Below are 17,146 nucleotides of genomic sequence, written 5' to 3' on the forward strand. Positions count from 1 at the left end.
CCCGCTGACCGAGTACCCCATCGGGTCAGCGGCGGGGCGGTGCGTACGTCAGCCCAGTGAAGCGAGTTCGCCGACGAGCTGATCGATCTCGTACCGCGTGGTGTACGGGGCGAGGCCGATGGTGACCGCGCCGCCTTCGTCGTTGACGCCGAGGGCGTCGAGGAGTCGGGATCCACCGTGGACGCCGCTGACTGTGGCGATGCGTTTGTCGGCCAGATGGGACGCCACCTTGTCGGCGGAGACTCCGGCGACGGTGAAGCTGAGGGTGGGTACCCGGCTCGGTGACCGGCCGATGACCATGATCTGCGGGAGCCTCTTGAGCGACGACATGAGGTGGTCGAAGAGGGTGTCCTGATAGTTCTGCAACGAGCTGATGGACGTCTCGAGCTTTTCCCGGCGTGATCCCGTGGCGGATTCGTCGAGTCCGGCGAGAAAGTCGATCGAGGTGGTGAGCCCGGCGAGCAGGGCGAACTGGTGTCCCCCGACCTCGAGTCGTTCGACGCCCCGCGCATAGGGGTTGAGCGAGACGGCGGGGATGCGGTCGAGGAGGGTGGGGTCGCGGAAGACGAGGGCGCCGACCTGCGGCCCACCCCAGGAGGTGGCTCCGACAGCGACGACGTCGGCTCCGAGTTCGTTGATGTCGACGTGGGCGTAGGGCGCGGCGCCGATGGCATCGACGACCATCAGACCGCCCACCTCGTGGACGCGATCTGCGGCAACTCGGACGTCGGGCGCGGAGCCGACGATCGGGGATGCCGCGGTGAGTGCGACGAGCCGGGTTGTGGTGGTGATGAGGTCCTGGAACTGCCAGCTGGGGAGTTCGCAGGTCTCGATCTCGACCTCGGCCCAGCGGACCTGGGCGCCGTAGCGGCCGGCCACGCGGAGCCAGGGCGCTACGTTCGCTTCTTCGTCGAGACGGGAGAGAACCAGCCCGGTTCCGAGTCCGAGTCGTGTGCTCAACGACTCGGCCAGCCAGGCGAGCAGGACGGCACGGTCGGGTCCGAGGACCACCCCGGCAGGATCACCACCGACCAGGTCGGCGACGGCGGCGCGGGCGGCGTCGAGCACTGCAGCGCTCCGCCGGCTGGACACGTGACGGCCGGTCGACGAGGAGGCGGACGCCCGGAACGCCGTCGAAACGGTGCGCGACACCGCGTCGGGGATCTGCATGCCGGCCTGAGGATCGAGATGGATCCAACCGTCGCCGAGTGACGGGATCAGTCCCCGTACGCGGGCAACGTCGTAAGCCATGCCCGACACTCTAGGACCCTGAGTCAATACGGTCGAAGCCAGCCGCCTCTTGTTGTGGTGTGCAACAAACCCCGAATGTGGAGAAATCGGAGGCACGCGCGCATGCCCGAGCGCGAACAGACAAGATGGAGTCATGACGAACTCGGAGAATGAACACGTCCTCGTGATCGGCCCCGACGGTCAGCCTGTGGCCGTACCCGTCGAAGAGGCCGCGAAGCGATCCGCCGACGCCGAAGCCGGCGCCGAAAACAATGCGAAACCGGAGTCGGTGGCCGACATGGTCGAGCAGCCCGCCAAGGTGATGCGGATCGGGACGATGATCAAGCAGCTCCTCGAGGAGGTGCGGGCGGCACCTCTCGACGACGCCAGCCGCACCCGGCTCAAAGACATCCACAAGTCGTCGATCAGCGAGCTCGAGCAGGGGCTCGCCCCCGAGTTGCGGGACGAGCTCGAGCGCCTCACGTTGCCCTTCACCGACGACACCGTCCCGTCGGACGCGGAGCTCCGCATTGCGCAGGCGCAGCTGGTCGGCTGGCTGGAAGGCTTGTTCCACGGAATCCAGACCGCGCTCTTCGCCCAGCAGATGGCGGCACGCTCGCAGCTGGAAATGATGCGCCAGGGCGCCCTCCCGCCGGGCATCAGCATCGGCAACCCGCACCCGCCGCAGAACCACGGCGAGGGACACCAATCGAGCGGTACCGGCCAGTACCTGTAGCAACGGGCGGCGCAGCGTGGAAGTCGACTCCCGGTAGGCTCGGTGCCCGTGTCAGCATCCGCTATCGAATCCGAGGCCACAGGCGTTCCGCACCCGGTGTCCGACTCGCAGACCTTCCGTCGTGCGTTCAAGGACCTCCGGGACGGCTTCGCTCAGCGAGAGCTGTGGCTGAGCCTCGGCTGGCAGGACATCAAGCAGCGGTACCGCCGGTCGGTGATCGGCCCGTTCTGGATCACGATCGCCACCGGCGTGCAGGCTGCGGCCATCGGAATTCTGTACGCCGCGCTCCTGGACATCCCACTGCCGGAGTTCCTTCCGTACGTGACGGTGGGACTGATCGTCTGGAACCTGATCAGTGCCAGCATCCTCGAGGGCTCCGAGGTCTTCATCGCCAATGAGGGCCTGATCAAGCAGTTGCCGTCGGCACTGAGCGTGCACGTGTATCGGCTGGTGTGGCGACAGTTGCTGCTGTTCGCCCACAACCTGTTGATCTACGTGATCATGCTCGTGGCATTCGGCGTGTGGCGCGACTTGACGTGGACTTCGCTGGCCGCGATCCCGGCCCTGGGGCTGATCGTTCTCAACGCGGCGTGGGTGTCGATCATGTTCGGCATCTTCTCCACCCGTTACCGGGACATCGCGCCGATCCTCTCCAGCCTGACGCTGCTGCTGTTCGTGCTGACCCCGATCATGTGGACCACCCAGAGCCTCGAGGCGCAGGGTGGTCAAGCCGCCGAGCGGGTCAAGCTCGCCGAGCTGAACCCGTTGTTCCACTATCTCGACATCGTCCGGGCGCCGATGATCGGACAGGACCAGCAGGCGTACCACTGGTACATCGTGCTGGCCATCACCGTTGTCGGGTGGGCCGCCGCCATCCTCGCGCTTCGCAAGTACCGGGCCCGCGTGCCCTACTGGGTTTAGGGGTTTCGAGCAATGACAACGGTTGAGCGAAGCGAGCGGCAATGACAACGGTTGAGCGAAGCGAGCGGCAATGACAACGGTTGAGCGAAGCGAGGGGCGATGACGGAGCACGTGAGTATCGAGACACGGGATGCCTGTGTCGACTTCCCCATTTTCGACGCCAAGTCGCGGTCGCTGAAGAAGGCCTTCCTCGGCAAGGCCGGCGGTTCCATCGGCCGGAACAGTTCCGACGTGGTGGTGGTCGAGGCCCTGCGCGACATCACCTTGTCGCTGAAGGAGGGTGACCGGATCGGGCTGGTCGGTCACAACGGCGCCGGAAAGTCGACGCTTCTGCGACTGCTGTCGGGCATTTACGAGCCCACGAGGGGCAGCGCGAGCATCCGCGGCCGTGTGGCGCCGGTCTTCGACCTCGGTGTCGGCATGGACCCCGAGATCTCCGGCTACGAGAACATCATCATCCGCGGGCTGTTTCTCGGTCAGACCCGTAAGCAGATGCTCGCGAAGATGGATGAGATCGCCGAGTTCACGGAGCTGGGCGAGTATCTGTCGATGCCGCTGCGCACCTACTCCACCGGTATGCGCGTGCGCGTTGCGATGGGCGTGGTGACCAGCATCGACCCCGAAATCCTTCTCCTCGACGAGGGCATCGGCGCCGTCGACGCGGAGTTCATGAAGAAGGCCCGGGTCCGGTTGCAGGCGCTCGTCGAGCGGTCCGGGATTCTGGTGTTCGCCAGCCATTCCAACGAGTTCCTCGCCCAGCTCTGCGACACCGCGATGTGGATCGATCACGGCCGGATTCGCCAGCAGGGTGGCATCGAGGACGTCGTCCGGGCGTACGAGGGGGATGATGCAGCCGACCACGTCCGGCACGTGATCTACGAGCTCGAACGGGAGAAGGCCGGCTTGACTGCTCACTCGCGTTCGTACGAACGGGACGCTGGTAGCGCTGGACCGAACGAACGTCCCGTTCGTACAGGGACAAGTGCGGGCACGAGCACGAGCACCGGTACGGGCACAGGCACGGAGGCGGAGTCCGCGTGAGCGCTCCCGCCGAGCGGATCATCGGCGTCGTCGTCACGCACAAGCGCCGGGAACTGCTCGCGCAGTCGCTGAAGGTGCTGGCGTCGCAGACTCGGCCGCTCGATCATCTGGTGGTCGTCGACAATGCCGCCGAGGACGAAGTGCGGACCCTCGTCGAGTCTGCGGGTATTCCGACCAGCTACCTGGGGTCGCGGCACAACCTCGGTGGTGCGGGAGGCTTCGCACTCGGCATCCTCTATGCGTTGTCGCTGGGCGCCGACTGGGTGTGGCTGGCCGATGACGACGGCCGTCCCGAAGGCGACGAGGTGCTCGAGACCCTGCTCGACTGCGCGAACCGGCACGGGCTGGCCGAGGTGTCGCCTGTCGTCTGCGACATCGACGACCCCGACCGCCTGGCGTTTCCGCTGAGACGCGGGGTGGAATGGCGGCGGCTTCGTTCGGAACTGCACAAGGACGGTGACGACTCCGCCGATCTGCTGCCGGGCATCGCCTCCCTGTTCAACGGCGCATTGTTCCGTGCGTCCACGATCGACGCGGTCGGGGTTCCGGATCTGCGCCTGTTCGTGCGCGGCGACGAGGTGGAGGTGCATCGCCGGCTGGTGCGGTCCGGGCTGCCCTTCGGAACGTGTCTGCAGACGGCCTACGTGCACCCGAACGGCGCTGAGGAGTTCAAACCGATCCTCGGCGGCCGGATGCATACGCAGTACCCGGACAACGAGGTCAAGCGTTACTTCACCTACCGCAATCGGGGATACCTGCTGTCGCAGCCGGGGATGCGGAAGCTGCTTCCCCAGGAATGGGTGCGGTTCGGGTGGTATTTCCTCGTCACACGGCGTGACGTGCAGGGATTGCGTGAATGGATGCGACTACGGAAGCTGGGACGCCGGGAGCGCTTCGAGCGGCCGTAAAATCGGTTGCCCGACGTTCTGTCGGGTGGGATCCTGATTCCCGAACGGTCCGGAAAGTGTCGCGAAGGAGTGAGTGTCCGATGATTGTCTCGTCGGTCGACGCCGCGTGCGTCCACACTCCCCCTTCCTTCGCCTGACCGAACCCTGATCGTGGTCCGGTCGGCACTTCACCGACCCGAGGATTCCACTCATCATGTTCAACCCTGGACAACTCCTGGCTTACGGCTGGAACGACACCCTTCCCTTCGACGACTACACGACCGAGGGTTCCGAGCCCGGGCGCGTGATCCGCGTCGACCGCGGACGTTGCGACGTCGCAACGTCTTCGGACATCGTTCGTGCCGAGAACGGCGAGCATGCGCTCTGCACCGGCGACTGGGTCACTGTCCGTGCGAGCGGTGACGCGATCGTTGTCGCCGACCTGCTCCCGCGGCGCAGCGCCATAGTCCGGTCCGCCGCCTCCGGCAGATCCGACGGCCACGTGCTCGCCGCGAACGTCGACACGGTGGTGATCGCCTGCGCTCTCGACACCGACCTCGATCTCGGCCGCATCGAACGACTGCTGGCACTGGCCTGGGAGAGCGGCGCGACGCCGGTGGTCGCTCTCACCAAAGCCGATGCTGCCGAGGATGTTTCCACCGCAGTCACCGCCGCAACTGCAGTCTCGCCCGGTTCGGTGGTGCTGGCGGTGAGCGCCGAGACCGGCGACGGCGTCGCTGCTCTGACTGCATTGATCGACGGCACCATCGCTCTGATCGGACCGTCCGGTGCGGGCAAGTCGACGCTCGCCAACGCGTTGCTCGGCGCGGATCTGCTCGCCACGGGCCGTGTTCGCGAGGGCGATCACAAGGGTAGGCACACGACCTCGCACCGAGAACTGGTGCCGCTTCCGCAGGGTGGCTCCCTGATCGATACGCCGGGCCTGCGCGGTGTCGGCATGTGGGACGCGGCGGACGGCATCGACAAGGCGTTCCCCGAGATCGACGACTGGGCCGCGCAGTGCCGGTTCCGGGATTGTTCACACGAGACGGAGCCGGGTTGTGCGGTGCTGGCCGCGGTCGAGCGCGGCGATCTCCCCGAACGACGACTTGCGAGTTACCGCAAGTTGATTCGCGAGAACGGCTGGATCGCGTCACGGGCCGATGCCAGGCTACGCGCCGAGCGGGAACGGGAGTGGAAGATCATCGCCCGCGGGCATCGCCGGATGTATCGAACGCGCGGTCACTGACACCTGCCCAACTCGCATCCCGGTTCGGCCCTGAGCCGGGATGCGACCTGGCAGCATGGATACATGTTCGAGGGATTTCGGCGAAAGGCCAGACTCAAGCTTCAGCGCGCCGTGTATGAGGTGGTGGCCGAATCGGATCGGCGTTCTCGCGAGTTGCACGAGAACCAGCACGATCAGACGCTGGCCGAGCTGTCCGCCACCAATAAGGAACTCTCGCGCGTCCTGTCGGAACTGTCGGATGCCCGGATGGAGGTATCCGACGTTCAGCAAAGACTCGGCGAACTCGAACAGCAGGCTCGTCGCGACATCACGCAGGCCCTCGATGTCGGAGCCACCAACCAATCGGCGGCGTTCGTGCTCGAGCACATGCCGAAAGCTCCCGTGTTCTGGAATCCCCACGACACGCTGCGGTACGGACTGTCCCAGGTGCAGATTCCCGGAATGGCGCTCGAGTTCGGTGTCGCGTCGGGTACCACCCTGCGGATCATCGTCGAACAGCTCAAGGATGCCCAGCACGAGGTTTTCGGCTTCGACGTGTTCTCGGGACTGCCGCAGACCTGGCGTACCGGTTTCCCGGCGGGCGAGTTCGCCCAGGAGAAGATGCCCCAGGTGCGCGGCGCCCAGCTGGTCCCGGGACTCTTCGAGGACACGCTCGCCGATTTCCTCGACACACATCCGGATCCGGTGGCTTTCGTGCACCTCGACGCCGACCTGTATTCGTCGACCAAGACGGTGCTGGACCGGATCGGCCTCCGGCTTGTCGCCGGAACGGTGATCGTCTTCGACGAATTCTTCAACTATCCGGGTTGGCAGGAACACGAATACCGGGCGTGGAGGGAATTCGTCGACCGCACGGAAATCGGTTTCGAGTACCTCGGTTACACGGCCAACCACGAGCAGGTGGTCGTGCGGATCACCGAACCGATATCACGATGACGCTTGGTTCATCTGCTCGTAGAGCCGGGTCCAGTTTTCACGGCTGGTGAGGGTGGGCATCTCGGCACGGAACGCCTCCGCGACGGTCGGCGCCTCCGCACGGAATCGTTTCATCACTCCGGCGAGGCGGCCACCCATCTCGGCAGCGAGCTCCCTGTCGTATTTGCGTTCGCGCACACCGGCTTGCGACGCGTCCGTGACATACACGTGGTCGAACCGTCCGACATGCCACCACCGTGCGTCCTCGTAGGAGATCGCGACGGGCCCGCGCTCGAGGCGTCCGCGAAGGTGGGCGGCGGCTCGTTTCGCGAGCACCAGATCGTCCCAGCCCGCCTTCGGAGGCGGATCGGCTCGACGGAACCGGACGCCCGCCGGCAGCTCGGACACCGGCCTGGTGACGGTCTCCGGGAACCGGGTGCGCTCCTTGTTGATCATGGCGAGAGCTGCCTGCCCGCCATCTGCGAGGGCATTCGGGCCTTCGAGGAAGCCCTCGATCGCCCGCAGCTGCGTGTGCGCGAGGCCGTATTGCAAGCTCACGATCGAATGACTGATTTCCCGGCTGAGCTGCTTGGCCAGGGATGTCGGCGCGAAACCGGGGTCGAGGGCAGCGGTGATCAGCCCGTTGCGGGTACTGAAGTAATGCGCGAAGCCGTCGACATCCTTCCAATAGAAATCGGCGTGCCAGACCCCGGTCGACGGCAGGGTGATCGTCGGGATGCCCGCCCGGCCGGCCCGCAAGCTGTATTCGACGTCGTCCCATTGGAAGAAGACGGGCAGCGGCATCCCGATCTGCCGGACCACTTCGGCCGGGATGAGGCACGACCACCAGCCGTTGTACTCGGCATCGATGCGTCGCTCGGGCAGTTTCTTCAGAACGTTGCTGTTGCGGACTCCGTATTTGTCGGTCGGTAGCCCGCGCCGCAGCGTCGCCAGATCGGCGCGTTCCCCGGACGCCAACAGGTAGTTGGGGTTGTACAGGAACAGCATCTGGGCGCCGATCAGCGCCGGGTCGGTGGTCATGTTCGCGAAGGCGCTCAGCCGCAACACGCTCTCCGGCTCACACAGAACGTCGTCGTCCATCAGTAGGACATCGGCATGCGGGCCCGCGGCGGATGCCTCGTAGAGGCCACGACTGAAGCCGCCCGCGCCGCCGAGGTTGGCCTGGCGGAGGTAGTGCAGCCGATCGCCGAACTTCGGGGCGACCTGTTGGAACAGTTCGCGGGTCTCCACCGGATCGGTGCCCTGGTCGACGACGTACACCGCGTCGAGTGAAGAGAGTACCCGCTCGTCGGACGCGAGTGCGGCGACGGTGTTGGCGCAGTCGTCGGCCCGGTTGAAGGTACAGATCGCGATGGCCACCGGCCGTACGGTCTCGGGAGAGGCCACCGTCCACTCGATGTCGGCAACGGTGACGCCGCCCTCGAGCGCATCGAACTGCAACCACAAGGCGCCGCCGTCGGCGAACTTGTCGAGTTTCGCGGTGAGGGTGACCGTGCCGGAGCCGGTGATCACCTCGGCGGCGATGATGCGTCGGTGCCCGCCGATGTCGGAGGCCAGGAGCTGCGCCCGGCAGTGGTCTGCGGCGTCGATCCGCGCTGTGGCCGTGACCTCGGCCGCAGTGGTCCATCGCTGCCAGTAGCTGGCCGGGAACCGGCCGAAGAAGGTGTTGGTATGGACGGTGGCGCCGGCGTGCAGATGCAGTGCGAATCGGGTGCGGGTGGAGCCGCCCCGCTTGACCACTGCGTACAGGTCGTCGTTGACGATCGGTGAGGTGCCCGTGAACGGTCCTCGCTGCGCGACGAGTCGATCGGACACCGCCCGGTGCTCGGTCAGCTCGACGTCGGAAACGGAGGCGTTCGCTGTATCCACCCGGGCAGGGTATCGCGATCGAGACCTTCGCCGCGGCTCAGCCCGCCTTTCCGGCTGGGTGGTGCGCCCGGTCGTGCCGGTCAGGGCGCTGCATCCCCGGCGGGCCGGGCCCGGACGTGGGCCCGCTCCCCCTGCGGCCCGAAAAGGCTCAGTATTTCGACCGGCTCGGGGCCCGGGTTGCCGAACCAGTGCGGTACATGCGTGTCGAACTCGGCCACCTCACCCGCGGTGAGGATCACATCGTGCTCTCCGAGCAGAAGGCGAAGCCGCCCGGAGAGGACGTAGAGCCATTCGTACCCCTCGTGGACTTGCAACTGCGGTTCGCTCGGCGACGGCTCCCGCGCCGGGATGACATGCTTGAACGCCTGGATTCCTCCCGGTCTGCGGGTGAGGGGAATGATCTTCGTGCCGAAACGCTCGATCGGCCGAAGGTGGACCCTCGGGTCACCGGTGGCGGGCGCGTCGACGAGTTCGTCGAGCGGAAGCTGGTGCGCTCGGGCGAGGAGCAGCATCAGCTCGAGCGTGGGTTTGCGCTGACCGGACTCGAGGCGGGACAGGGTGCTCACCGATATGCCGGTGGCGTCCGACAGCTGCGCCAGCGTTGCGCCGCGCTGCTGACGGAGTGCCTTCAGGCGTGGACCCACGGCGTCGAGGACACCGCCGAGGTCGGGAATGTCGTCGCTCATACCCTCATCTTGCCATCCCGGCAAAAGAGTTTGTCAATGCTGCACGAAGTGCTGGAGAGTTCGATTCCGAAGCCCGAACGAAGGAGGACGCAGTGAAGGACAACTACGACGTAGTCATCGTCGGTGGTGGCGCAGCAGGACTGAGTGGTGCGCTGGCCCTGTCCCGGGCACGGCGGTCGGTGCTGGTGATCGATGCCGGCGCCCCGCGCAACGCCCCGGCGGGGCACATCCACAATTACCTGGGCCGCGAGAGCACTCCCCCGGCCGAATTGCTCGGCATCGGACGCGGCGAGGTCGCTTCCTACGGAGGCGAGGTGGTGACCGGCACCGTCATCTCCGCCAAGACGGCCGAGGACGACGGCTTCCGGGTCACCCTTGCCGACGGACGTTCGGCCTCGGCCCGGCGACTGCTGGTGACCACGGGATTGGTGGACGAGCTGCCCGACATTCCCGGCGTGTCCGAACGATGGGGCCGCGATGTGCTCCACTGCCCGTACTGCCACGGGTGGGAAGTCCGGGACCAGCCGATCGGCATCCTGGCGAGCAGCCCCTTCTCGATTCACCAGGCACTGATGTGGCGGCAATGGACCGACAAGGTGACGCTGTTCCTCAACGACGCGATCGAGCCAACCGGTGAGGAGTACGAGCAGCTCGCCGCCCGGGACATCTCCGTGGTCGACGGAAAGCTGTCGGGCCTGACGGTGGCCGAAGATCGCCTCACCGGTGTCCGGTTGCACTCCGGTGAAGAATTCGCCTGCGCCGCAGTGGTGGTCGCGCCTGTCTTCACCGCGCGCGCCGACGTGCTGACCACACTCGGGCTGGTGCCCGTGGAGCAGCAGATGGGCGGACACGTGGTGGGCACCTATATCGCCTCGGATGCCATGGGCGCCACGGCCATTCCGGGCGTGTGGGTCGCGGGAAACGTGGCGGACCTCAAAGGACAGGTAATCGCGTCCGCTGCAGCGGGACTCAATGCTGCGGCGGCCCTCAATGCCGATCTGATCGCGGAGGACACCCGCCTCGCCGTCGCAGCGAGAGCCGGGCGGTAGCCGGACGGGCGTACCCGTCACTCGTGGGACAGCAAAGGTCCCAGTGGTCCGAGATCGATATTCAGGTCTTCGGGCGTCAAGCCGAAGTGCTCGCGCAGTTCGGCCATCCGCTCCTCGAGGAGCATCAGTGTCGTGCCGATCCGCTCGATCTGCTCGTCGCTCAGGTCACCGTTGTCCACCCGGCGCAGTGCCTGGCGTTCCATCAGCTGACGGAGCAGTTCCACGAGAGTGAGCACGAGGGTGACGAGGCCGCGTTCGACCGACTCCGGGTCGGCGTCGATACGCTGCGGCAAGACCCGACGCCCCTGGCCCGTCAGCGCGTCGAGCTCGGCAGCCGGCGGGGTGTCGCTTCCGGGTGGGGTGTCACTCATCGCCGGCTTCCTGCACTTCCGGCACCAGGGCACTCACCGAGGCGATCAGCGTGCGCAGCGAGATGCGGACCATGTCGACGTCGGCGAGCGACAGCGTGATCTCGCCGGTAATCACCACCCCACCACCGAGCACTCGATCGAGGAGGTCGACGAGGGCGATCTGCCGCGTGTCGTCGGCAGGAACCATTTCGCTCATGGGTTCACCTGCTCGATGGTCGCGAAGGAGTACGGAGGCCACGGACCGGTGAGTTCCAGGGTGATACCGGGATGTTCGGCGTCGAGTTGGGTGACGAGGGCACCGAAGTCCTGCGCCCGCTCGTCGTCGACGAGGTAGGTGCCGTTGAAGATCATCCACGCGCGCTTCCCGGTCAGCGCCGGATCGGTGACCCGCTGTCGCCGTCCGTCGACCGCGTTTTCGACGAGCGCGGCGTGAATTTTCGCGGCATGCTCGGCCGCCTGCCGTTCGACGTTCTGCCGCGCGGCCAGTTCCGCACGCCGGCGCAGCAGATACGCCGTTCCCTTGCCGGGACCGCCCTGCGCAACGCGCTCATCGGTCGCCGCCTGAGCCAGCGCGGCGGCGTCCCCGTACGCCTTGACGCCCCACTCGCTGCGACCGGTAACTCGCTCGAGTGCGGCAGTGAATTCCTCCCGCCGATCAGCGAGCAGGCCACGAACCCGGTCGTCGTCGAGATACAGGGTGGCGAGTCGCAGCGGAACGGTGGGACCGCAACGCAGTACTGCGCCCACCACTCGGTCGTGTGCCCTGGCCGTGGCCGCCAGCCAATCGAGGTCCTCGAGATTCCGTTGCAAGGAGTCCTCCCCGAACTCGCTGAGACTGACCGAGCCCACCACCGCGACCAGGCCCTCCGAGGCGACCGCCCGCACCGGTTCACCGGCCACGCCGGTAACGCCCTCCAGTTGGGCATCGCCGACGCCGTCGAAAGTGATGCCGTAGAGCCAAACCCCTTCACTGCGTGTCATCGTCGGTGTCCTGACGTTGCCCCTCCACTTCGATCGACTCGGCACCTCCCAATGCGGGCGACACGGAGCGGTCGGACTCGAGTTCGGCGATTCGTTCGCGCAGCCGGGCGTTCTCGATCTCGATGCTGCTCTTCGAGCCCGTCAGCCAGGGATCGTGTTCCCACCAGTCGATGCCCACCTCCTTCGCTGTTTCCAGTGAGGCGATGACCAACCGCACCTTGATGGTCAGCAGTTCGATATCGAGGAGATTCACCTGAATGTCGCCGGCGATCACCAAACCCTTGTCGAGGACCCGCTCGAGGATGTCGCCCAGGTTCGTCGATTGATGACCGCCGCCGAGGCCGCCGCCCTGCGACATGGGCCCCGAACCGCCCCCCGCGACGGTCATGAGGCTGCGCCCCCGTTATCGGTGCTGCCGCGCATGTAGCGCCGAGTCCGCCGGTAGGACAACAGTTGTCCATCCAGGTCCAACACCACCTCGTACAGCGCGAGCATGTCCGCGGACGACGGAATGCGCCGGTCCTCGACCACCTCGACCTCGACGGTCCACCCGTCGTCGCTGGGCATGACGGAGGTGGCACCGAGAGGCTGCTTCCCGGTCAGCTTCGTGATGTCCCGCAGAGCGACCTGGGCGATCTCGGGCGCCGGCAACGGTGGTGGCTGATCCTCTGCCATGATCGGTCACTCCTCCTGCGGGTTCTCCGGGCTGGTCGCGGCCCCGGAGGTCATTCGATCGAGGATCGCCTGCTGCGCCTGTTCTTCTTCCTCGGCCGTGATATCGCCACGTTCCCGGGCTTCCTCCAGCTCTTCGAGTTCGCGTCGGGCCGTCGCCGGGTTGTGCATCTCCTGTTCGACCTGACGTTGAATCACCTCGGCCAGCGAGATCACGCCCCGCACCGGCGCCAGTGGCAAAGTGAACACGAACGACAGCAGGCCCATCGCTCAGCCCTCCGGTGTCTGCGTCACCACGAAGTCGTAGGGGGCGAGAGGGCCGAGTACTCGCATCTCGACCCGGCCTTCCCACTGTTTGGCGAGTTCTCCGACGGCCTCTTCCAATTCACCCTGCCTCTCGACTTCGACGAGCACCGCCACTTGCGCGGCATCTTCCTCATGCGTCGGTTCCCGGACGTTGACCGAGTCGGCCAGCGGCGTGAGTGCATCCACGACCGTGCGGGTGTCCTGCTCCCGTTTGGCCGCGATGGAGTTGTTGACGATTTCACCGAGGGCCATCCGGGCGTCACGGGTGGCATCCTCCGGCTGATCACGGATGGTGTCGCGGAGGTCGCTCGCCTGCTGGTTCTCGCTGATCACCTCACGCAGGATCGCCTTCTCGACGTAACGCCCCTTCACGACGTACTGCGCCTTGCCCTCGAGTTCCTGCAGCGCCGCCGCGAACTCGTCCGCGTGCTCGCCGAGCAGTTCCTCCTTCACTGCGTCGGCGTCCGTCAGGACCGCGCCGAACCTCAACGGAAGTACCGGCGCCACTCGGGACGTGCCGTCGAGGATATGTGCGTGCACCCGCAGATCTTCCGGTTTGCCAAGCGGTCGATCCACCGACACCTCGCTGACGAGCGCCGCGATATCCCCCTGCTTCACGACGTCGACCTTGGAGTCGCACATACCGACGGCATCGGCTTCCGGCTCTACGTCCGCCGGGACGATCCCGTACACGTAGAAACCTTTCGTGCCTTCCCGTTCCGGCACATCGGTAGTCTGGTCAGAAGTAGACATCACCGGTCTCCCCGGCTCGATTTTCGTGTAACTCTTTCCGGTTGTTCTTGTTCACCTCCGAGGAGATCACCGAGTTTCTCGCCGGCGGCCTCGAGGGCGCCGCGGGTCTTCGACTTGGCGCCTCCCTCCGTGACGTCCTGGACGAGGTCCGGTAGTCCTTTCGGCTCGTTGTCCCCGATCTCGAGCCGATTGACCGCCTCGGCGAACCGCAGATAGGTGTCGACGCTTGCGACCACGACGCGTGCGTCGATGGTCAGCAACTCGATGCCGACCAATGACACACGGACGTAGGCGTCGATCACGAGACCCTTGTCCAGGATGGTGTCCACGACGTCGGCGAGGCTGCTGGAACTGGGTCCACCACCCACTCCGCCGCCACCACCGGCCGGTTGCACTGCCGTGGTCATCGGGTCGCTCCTTGCTTCTTACCGGCCGGGGCCGCCGAGCGCCTGCGGGCGCGCCGCTTGGGCGGCGGCGCCTCCTCTTCCTCGGGCTCCGGTTCGGGTTCTTCTTCGACTTCGTCCTGCTCGGTGTCGTCCGCGTCCGACTCTTCCGCTTCCGGCTCCTCCGCGTCCGGCTCCTCCGCTTCGAGCTCGTCCTCGTCGAACTCGTCGGCTTCCGCTTCGTCTCGCCCGGTGTCGTCCGGTTCCTCTTCCTCGGACTCCCCCGGCTCGACCACCTGGCTGTCGCGGATCTCTCCGGGCCAGCCCTCGATTTCGTCCGGGTGCAGCACCGTCTGGGTCATGACGTGACGCCGGAAGTGCTTGAGTTCCAATCGCACTCGCCGACCCTGCGCACGCCAGATGTTCCCGGTCTTCTCGAACAGGCCCTTGGGGTGGTATTCGAGAACAACGAGGATGCGGGTGAGGTCCGGCGTCAGCTCGTGGAAAGTCACCGCACCGTCGATGTAGCCCTTGTCACCCTTCGAGCGCCAGATGATGCGCTCAGCGGGGACTTGTTCGATGATCGTCGATTCCCACGTCCGCCGCGACCAGAAGACTTTCGCCTTCCACTCGAGCTTCTCGTCCGATACCTGCTCCACTTGTTCGAGCTTCTTCATGAACTGCGGGAAGTCGGTGAACTGAGTCCACTGGTCGTAGGCGAGTTGCACCGGAACACCCACATCGATTTCTTCGATGATGTTGGTGAGTTTGAGCTTCTTGCCTTTGCCGCCGCCACCGCCACCACCCGTGATCGCTTCCTTCAGGTCGGACGCCTTGTCCTTGACGAACTGTGTGGCGCCCGCAGCAGCGGACTTGACCGGGGATTCGCCTTCGGCCAGTTTCTCGGAGCCGGTGACCGCAGCGAGGAGCCCGCCACCGCCGCCTTCGGCGTACTCATTGAGCCGCCCGGAGGTGGACAGAACCTTGCTCGACACGGACGTCAGCGCCCGTTCCGCGACGGTGCCGACCAGCTTCTGTACCGCATCCTGCAGTGGGGACGACGCAGAGGCGCCTTTCTTCCCGCCGGACGACGCCGTGTCCTTCACCTTGTCAGTCAGATTCGTAGTCATCGCTTTACCTCCGCCCGCGGCGCACCGGCGCTGCATCGGTGGGGGCCTGGGCCCTCGTCTTACGAACGCGCGGCGCAGGCTCATCGCCCTCATCGGCGGCCGACTCGGAACGAGACTCGCCGTTTCGAGAGCCGGCTCCACTTGTCGCCCGGCGACGTGCTGTCGGACGGCGGACGGCCGGCTCGGGCTCGGGCTCGTCCTCGTCCTGCTCGTCCTCGATCTCAGCTTCCTCGTCGGCGTATTCGTCCTCGGGCTCCGCATCGACGGTCGCTGCATCGACGTCGTCCTTGCGCGAACGCCGCCCCTTCTTGCGAACGACATCTCCCACACCGGCAACGTCCGCGACGCCGCCCACGGTGTCGGTGAGGCCCTCACCGCCGGACTGGAGCCGGCTGTTGAGCGATTCGATCCGCTGGCTGGCCGCGGTGACCGCCGCAGCCCTCGCGGCGTTGAGCAGTTCTCCTCGGACCGATTCCCCGATTTTGGCGACTTCCGGGGAGCTGGCGAGCATCTTGGTGCCGCGTTCGAGCAGCACCCGCGGTCCGCCCGGAAAGCGTCCGGTAGCGCCCGCGGCTGCGAGCATCAGTGCCATCTTCATCCGGTGGGTGCGGCCGAGCATGTATCCCGCGCCGACAGCTAACGCCACCTGACCTTTAGCCTTCATTGTCGAACCCCTTTGTCCGAATATTCGCGGGCACCTCGTGGTCGGCTTCGACTCGTCCTGCAGAACCGCTCGATCGGGGTGCGCCCTTCCGGTCTACCCCACCTGATGGACGCTCAACCACGATGTGCACGCGATCTTTACTGCTACCGCGGGTACTACCTGCGGTTTCGCCGAAGAGCAACAGGATACGAGGCTCGGTCACCGGGGCACGCGCACTCAGCCGATGACGGATTCCTTTGCAGAATAGACCTTTTCGGCAGATTCCTTCTGCGCCCGCCACCACGGTTCGTTGTCGCGGTACCAGCGCACGGTGGCTTCGAGTCCGCCGCGGAAATCCGCGTACTGAGGCGTCCACCCCAATTCGGTGCGGAGCCGCGTCGAGTCGATTGCGTAGCGGAGGTCGTGCCCGGGGCGGTCGGTGACGAAGTCGAGGTCGTCGATATCGCGGCCGAACAGCTCGAGCAGCGTTTCGACGACGGTCCGGTTGTCTACCTCACCGTCCGCACCGATCAGGTACGTCTGGCCGATGCTGCCCTTTTCGAGGATCGTCCACACAGCCGAGTTGTGGTCGTCGACGTGAATCCAGTCGCGCACGTTGCGGCCGCTGCCGTACAGACGCGGCCGGACCCCGTCGATGAGGTTGGTGATCTGCCGCGGAATGAACTTCTCGACGTGCTGGTACGGGCCGTAATTGTTCGAGCAGTTCGAGAGCGTGGCCCGCACGCCGAACGACCGCGTCCAGGCCCGCACCAGCATGTCGCTCGACGCCTTGGTGGCCGAGTACGGGCTCGACGGGTTGTAGGCCGTCGATTCGGTGAACCGCTGTGGGTCGTCGAGTTCGAGGTCGCCGTACACCTCGTCCGTGGATATGTGGTGATAGCGGACGTCGTGGACACGCACCGCCTCGAGCAGGGTAAACGTCCCCATCACGTTGGTGTGCAGGAACGGCGTGGGGTCGGCCAGCGAGTTGTCGTTGTGTGATTCGGCCGCGAAATGGATCACCGCATCCGAGGCCGCGACCAGGCTGTTCACCAGCGCACCGTCGGCGATGTCACCGTGGACGAATTCGATCCGATCGGCGACCGGGTCGAGTGAGCGTCGGTTGCCGGCGTACGTCAGGGCGTCGAGCACGGTCACCTGCACGTCGGGCCGCTCGGCCACCGTCCGGTGTACGAAATTGGCGCCGATGAACCCCGCGCCGCCGGTCACGAGAAGCCTCATGGGCACCAAGGGTAGCGGCGGCGCCGAGTTTTCATCCGCGGCGAACACTGGAACACTGCGC

21 protein-coding genes are annotated in these 17,146 nt (G+C 66.0%); 7 read left to right on the forward strand and 14 right to left on the reverse strand.

Annotation, left to right across the window (positions count from 1 at the left end):
- Positions 1–48: 48 nt before the first annotated feature.
- Complete coding sequence (locus R4P95_RS21720) at positions 49–1,251, reverse strand: cysteine desulfurase-like protein (RefSeq protein ID WP_109326121.1); 1,203 nt, start codon at positions 1,249–1,251, stop codon at positions 49–51.
- Between the two features lie 133 nt (positions 1,252–1,384).
- On the opposite strand from R4P95_RS21720, the gene R4P95_RS21725 reads away from it, so the two are divergent.
- The 6 genes from R4P95_RS21725 to R4P95_RS21750 all read left to right on the forward strand — a co-directional run bounded on the left by R4P95_RS21725 (position 1,385) and on the right by R4P95_RS21750 (position 7,000).
- Positions 1,385–1,966 (forward strand): bacterial proteasome activator family protein, encoded by a 582-nt coding sequence (locus tag R4P95_RS21725; protein ID WP_317745246.1) that lies wholly within the window; start codon positions 1,385–1,387, stop codon positions 1,964–1,966.
- 48 nt (positions 1,967–2,014) lie between these two features.
- Entirely contained in the window at positions 2,015–2,887 is an 873-nt protein-coding gene (locus tag R4P95_RS21730) for an ABC transporter permease (protein WP_213574636.1), read from the forward strand.
- A gap of 99 nt (positions 2,888–2,986) precedes the next feature.
- A complete protein-coding gene (locus tag R4P95_RS21735; RefSeq protein WP_317745247.1) occupies positions 2,987–3,928 on the forward strand; it encodes an ABC transporter ATP-binding protein in 942 nt (313 codons plus the stop codon).
- The gene (locus tag R4P95_RS21740) at positions 3,925–4,836 is read left to right on the forward strand and encodes a glycosyltransferase (RefSeq protein WP_213574638.1); all 912 of its coding nucleotides are present in this window, start codon (positions 3,925–3,927) and stop codon (positions 4,834–4,836) included. Before R4P95_RS21735 ends, R4P95_RS21740 begins: the two co-directional genes overlap by 4 nt.
- A 193-nt stretch (positions 4,837–5,029) precedes the next feature.
- Positions 5,030–6,064, forward strand: coding sequence for a ribosome small subunit-dependent GTPase A (rsgA, locus tag R4P95_RS21745; RefSeq protein WP_317745248.1), 1,035 nt, complete (start codon positions 5,030–5,032; stop codon positions 6,062–6,064).
- 63 nt (positions 6,065–6,127) lie between these two features.
- Positions 6,128–7,000, forward strand: coding sequence for a TylF/MycF/NovP-related O-methyltransferase (locus R4P95_RS21750; RefSeq protein WP_213574640.1), 873 nt, complete (start codon positions 6,128–6,130; stop codon positions 6,998–7,000).
- Here the strand turns inward: R4P95_RS21750 and R4P95_RS21755 are convergent.
- Positions 6,992–8,869, reverse strand: coding sequence for a glycosyltransferase (locus R4P95_RS21755; RefSeq protein WP_317745249.1), 1,878 nt, complete (start codon positions 8,867–8,869; stop codon positions 6,992–6,994). The genes R4P95_RS21750 and R4P95_RS21755 overlap by 9 nt on opposite strands.
- 80 nt (positions 8,870–8,949) lie before the next feature.
- On the reverse strand, positions 8,950–9,555 hold the full coding sequence (locus R4P95_RS21760; RefSeq protein WP_317745250.1) for a helix-turn-helix domain-containing protein: 606 nt from the start codon (positions 9,553–9,555) through the stop codon (positions 8,950–8,952).
- A 92-nt stretch (positions 9,556–9,647) separates the two neighbouring features.
- On the opposite strand from R4P95_RS21760, the gene R4P95_RS21765 reads away from it, so the two are divergent.
- Positions 9,648–10,604 (forward strand): NAD(P)/FAD-dependent oxidoreductase, encoded by a 957-nt coding sequence (locus R4P95_RS21765; protein WP_317745251.1) that lies wholly within the window; start codon positions 9,648–9,650, stop codon positions 10,602–10,604.
- 17 nt (positions 10,605–10,621) lie between these two features.
- Here the strand turns inward: R4P95_RS21765 and R4P95_RS21770 are convergent, their stop codons facing one another.
- The 11 genes from R4P95_RS21770 to rfbB all read right to left on the reverse strand — a co-directional run bounded on the left by R4P95_RS21770 (position 10,622) and on the right by rfbB (position 17,085).
- Complete coding sequence (locus R4P95_RS21770) at positions 10,622–10,975, reverse strand: gas vesicle protein K (protein WP_249354096.1); 354 nt, start codon at positions 10,973–10,975, stop codon at positions 10,622–10,624.
- The gene (locus R4P95_RS21775) at positions 10,968–11,171 is read right to left on the reverse strand and encodes a gas vesicle protein (protein WP_159918846.1); all 204 of its coding nucleotides are present in this window, start codon (positions 11,169–11,171) and stop codon (positions 10,968–10,970) included. Before R4P95_RS21775 ends, R4P95_RS21770 begins: the two co-directional genes overlap by 8 nt.
- Entirely contained in the window at positions 11,168–11,956 is a 789-nt protein-coding gene (locus tag R4P95_RS21780; RefSeq protein WP_213574645.1) for a GvpL/GvpF family gas vesicle protein, read from the reverse strand. The genes R4P95_RS21775 and R4P95_RS21780 overlap by 4 nt, the downstream gene beginning before the upstream one ends.
- The gene (locus R4P95_RS21785) at positions 11,943–12,344 is read right to left on the reverse strand and encodes a gas vesicle protein (RefSeq protein WP_213574647.1); all 402 of its coding nucleotides are present in this window, start codon (positions 12,342–12,344) and stop codon (positions 11,943–11,945) included. Before R4P95_RS21785 ends, R4P95_RS21780 begins: the two co-directional genes overlap by 14 nt.
- Positions 12,341–12,631 carry a gas vesicle protein gene (locus R4P95_RS21790; protein ID WP_213574649.1) on the reverse strand — a complete coding sequence of 97 codons (291 nt, stop codon included), beginning with the start codon at positions 12,629–12,631 and terminating at the stop codon, positions 12,341–12,343. Before R4P95_RS21790 ends, R4P95_RS21785 begins: the two co-directional genes overlap by 4 nt.
- Positions 12,632–12,637: 6 nt before the next feature.
- Positions 12,638–12,895, reverse strand: a complete 258-nt coding sequence (locus R4P95_RS21795) for a gas vesicle protein GvpG (RefSeq protein ID WP_317745252.1) — start codon at positions 12,893–12,895, stop codon at positions 12,638–12,640.
- Positions 12,896–12,898: 3 nt separating this feature from the next.
- On the reverse strand, positions 12,899–13,687 hold the full coding sequence (locus R4P95_RS21800; protein WP_317745253.1) for a GvpL/GvpF family gas vesicle protein: 789 nt from the start codon (positions 13,685–13,687) through the stop codon (positions 12,899–12,901).
- A complete protein-coding gene (gene gvpJ, locus R4P95_RS21805; RefSeq protein ID WP_213574655.1) occupies positions 13,687–14,094 on the reverse strand; it encodes a gas vesicle protein GvpJ in 408 nt (135 codons plus the stop codon). The genes R4P95_RS21800 and gvpJ overlap by 1 nt, the downstream gene beginning before the upstream one ends.
- Positions 14,091–15,200 carry an SRPBCC family protein gene (locus R4P95_RS21810; RefSeq protein ID WP_213574657.1) on the reverse strand — a complete coding sequence of 370 codons (1,110 nt, stop codon included), beginning with the start codon at positions 15,198–15,200 and terminating at the stop codon, positions 14,091–14,093. The genes gvpJ and R4P95_RS21810 overlap by 4 nt, the downstream gene beginning before the upstream one ends.
- 4 nt (positions 15,201–15,204) lie before the next feature.
- Positions 15,205–15,864, reverse strand: a complete 660-nt coding sequence (locus tag R4P95_RS21815) for a hypothetical protein (RefSeq protein ID WP_213574659.1) — start codon at positions 15,862–15,864, stop codon at positions 15,205–15,207.
- A gap of 216 nt (positions 15,865–16,080) precedes the next feature.
- On the reverse strand, positions 16,081–17,085 hold the full coding sequence (rfbB, locus tag R4P95_RS21820) for a dTDP-glucose 4,6-dehydratase (RefSeq protein WP_317745254.1): 1,005 nt from the start codon (positions 17,083–17,085) through the stop codon (positions 16,081–16,083).
- Between the last annotated feature and the right edge of the window lie 61 nt (positions 17,086–17,146).

Origin of the sequence: Rhodococcus sp. IEGM 27, assembly GCF_033142305.1 — a bacterium.
Lineage (GTDB): Bacteria > Actinomycetota > Actinomycetes > Mycobacteriales > Mycobacteriaceae > Rhodococcus_F > Rhodococcus_F oxybenzonivorans.

Excerpts from the sequence above, each read along its gene's own strand:
- R4P95_RS21780 (WP_213574645.1), bottom strand. The coding sequence starts at position 11,956 with ATGACACGCAGTGAAGGGGTTTGGCTCTACGGCATCACTTTCGACGGC.
- rsgA (WP_317745248.1), top strand. The coding sequence starts at position 5,030 with ATGTTCAACCCTGGACAACTCCTGGCTTACGGCTGGAACGACACCCTT.
- R4P95_RS21785 (WP_213574647.1), bottom strand. The coding sequence starts at position 12,344 with ATGACCGTCGCGGGGGGCGGTTCGGGGCCCATGTCGCAGGGCGGCGGC.
- R4P95_RS21760 (WP_317745250.1), bottom strand. The coding sequence starts at position 9,555 with ATGAGCGACGACATTCCCGACCTCGGCGGTGTCCTCGACGCCGTGGGT.
- R4P95_RS21725 (WP_317745246.1), top strand. The coding sequence starts at position 1,385 with ATGACGAACTCGGAGAATGAACACGTCCTCGTGATCGGCCCCGACGGT.
- R4P95_RS21735 (WP_317745247.1), top strand. The coding sequence starts at position 2,987 with ATGACGGAGCACGTGAGTATCGAGACACGGGATGCCTGTGTCGACTTC.
- R4P95_RS21810 (WP_213574657.1), bottom strand. The coding sequence starts at position 15,200 with ATGACTACGAATCTGACTGACAAGGTGAAGGACACGGCGTCGTCCGGC.
- R4P95_RS21770 (WP_249354096.1), bottom strand. The coding sequence starts at position 10,975 with ATGAGTGACACCCCACCCGGAAGCGACACCCCGCCGGCTGCCGAGCTC.
- R4P95_RS21790 (WP_213574649.1), bottom strand. The coding sequence starts at position 12,631 with ATGGCAGAGGATCAGCCACCACCGTTGCCGGCGCCCGAGATCGCCCAG.
- R4P95_RS21795 (WP_317745252.1), bottom strand. The coding sequence starts at position 12,895 with ATGGGCCTGCTGTCGTTCGTGTTCACTTTGCCACTGGCGCCGGTGCGG.
- R4P95_RS21750 (WP_213574640.1), top strand. The coding sequence starts at position 6,128 with ATGTTCGAGGGATTTCGGCGAAAGGCCAGACTCAAGCTTCAGCGCGCC.
- R4P95_RS21815 (WP_213574659.1), bottom strand. The coding sequence starts at position 15,864 with ATGAAGGCTAAAGGTCAGGTGGCGTTAGCTGTCGGCGCGGGATACATG.
- gvpJ (WP_213574655.1), bottom strand. The coding sequence starts at position 14,094 with ATGACCACGGCAGTGCAACCGGCCGGTGGTGGCGGCGGAGTGGGTGGT.
- R4P95_RS21800 (WP_317745253.1), bottom strand. The coding sequence starts at position 13,687 with ATGTCTACTTCTGACCAGACTACCGATGTGCCGGAACGGGAAGGCACG.
- R4P95_RS21720 (WP_109326121.1), bottom strand. The coding sequence starts at position 1,251 with ATGGCTTACGACGTTGCCCGCGTACGGGGACTGATCCCGTCACTCGGC.
- rfbB (WP_317745254.1), bottom strand. The coding sequence starts at position 17,085 with ATGAGGCTTCTCGTGACCGGCGGCGCGGGGTTCATCGGCGCCAATTTC.
- R4P95_RS21775 (WP_159918846.1), bottom strand. The coding sequence starts at position 11,171 with ATGAGCGAAATGGTTCCTGCCGACGACACGCGGCAGATCGCCCTCGTC.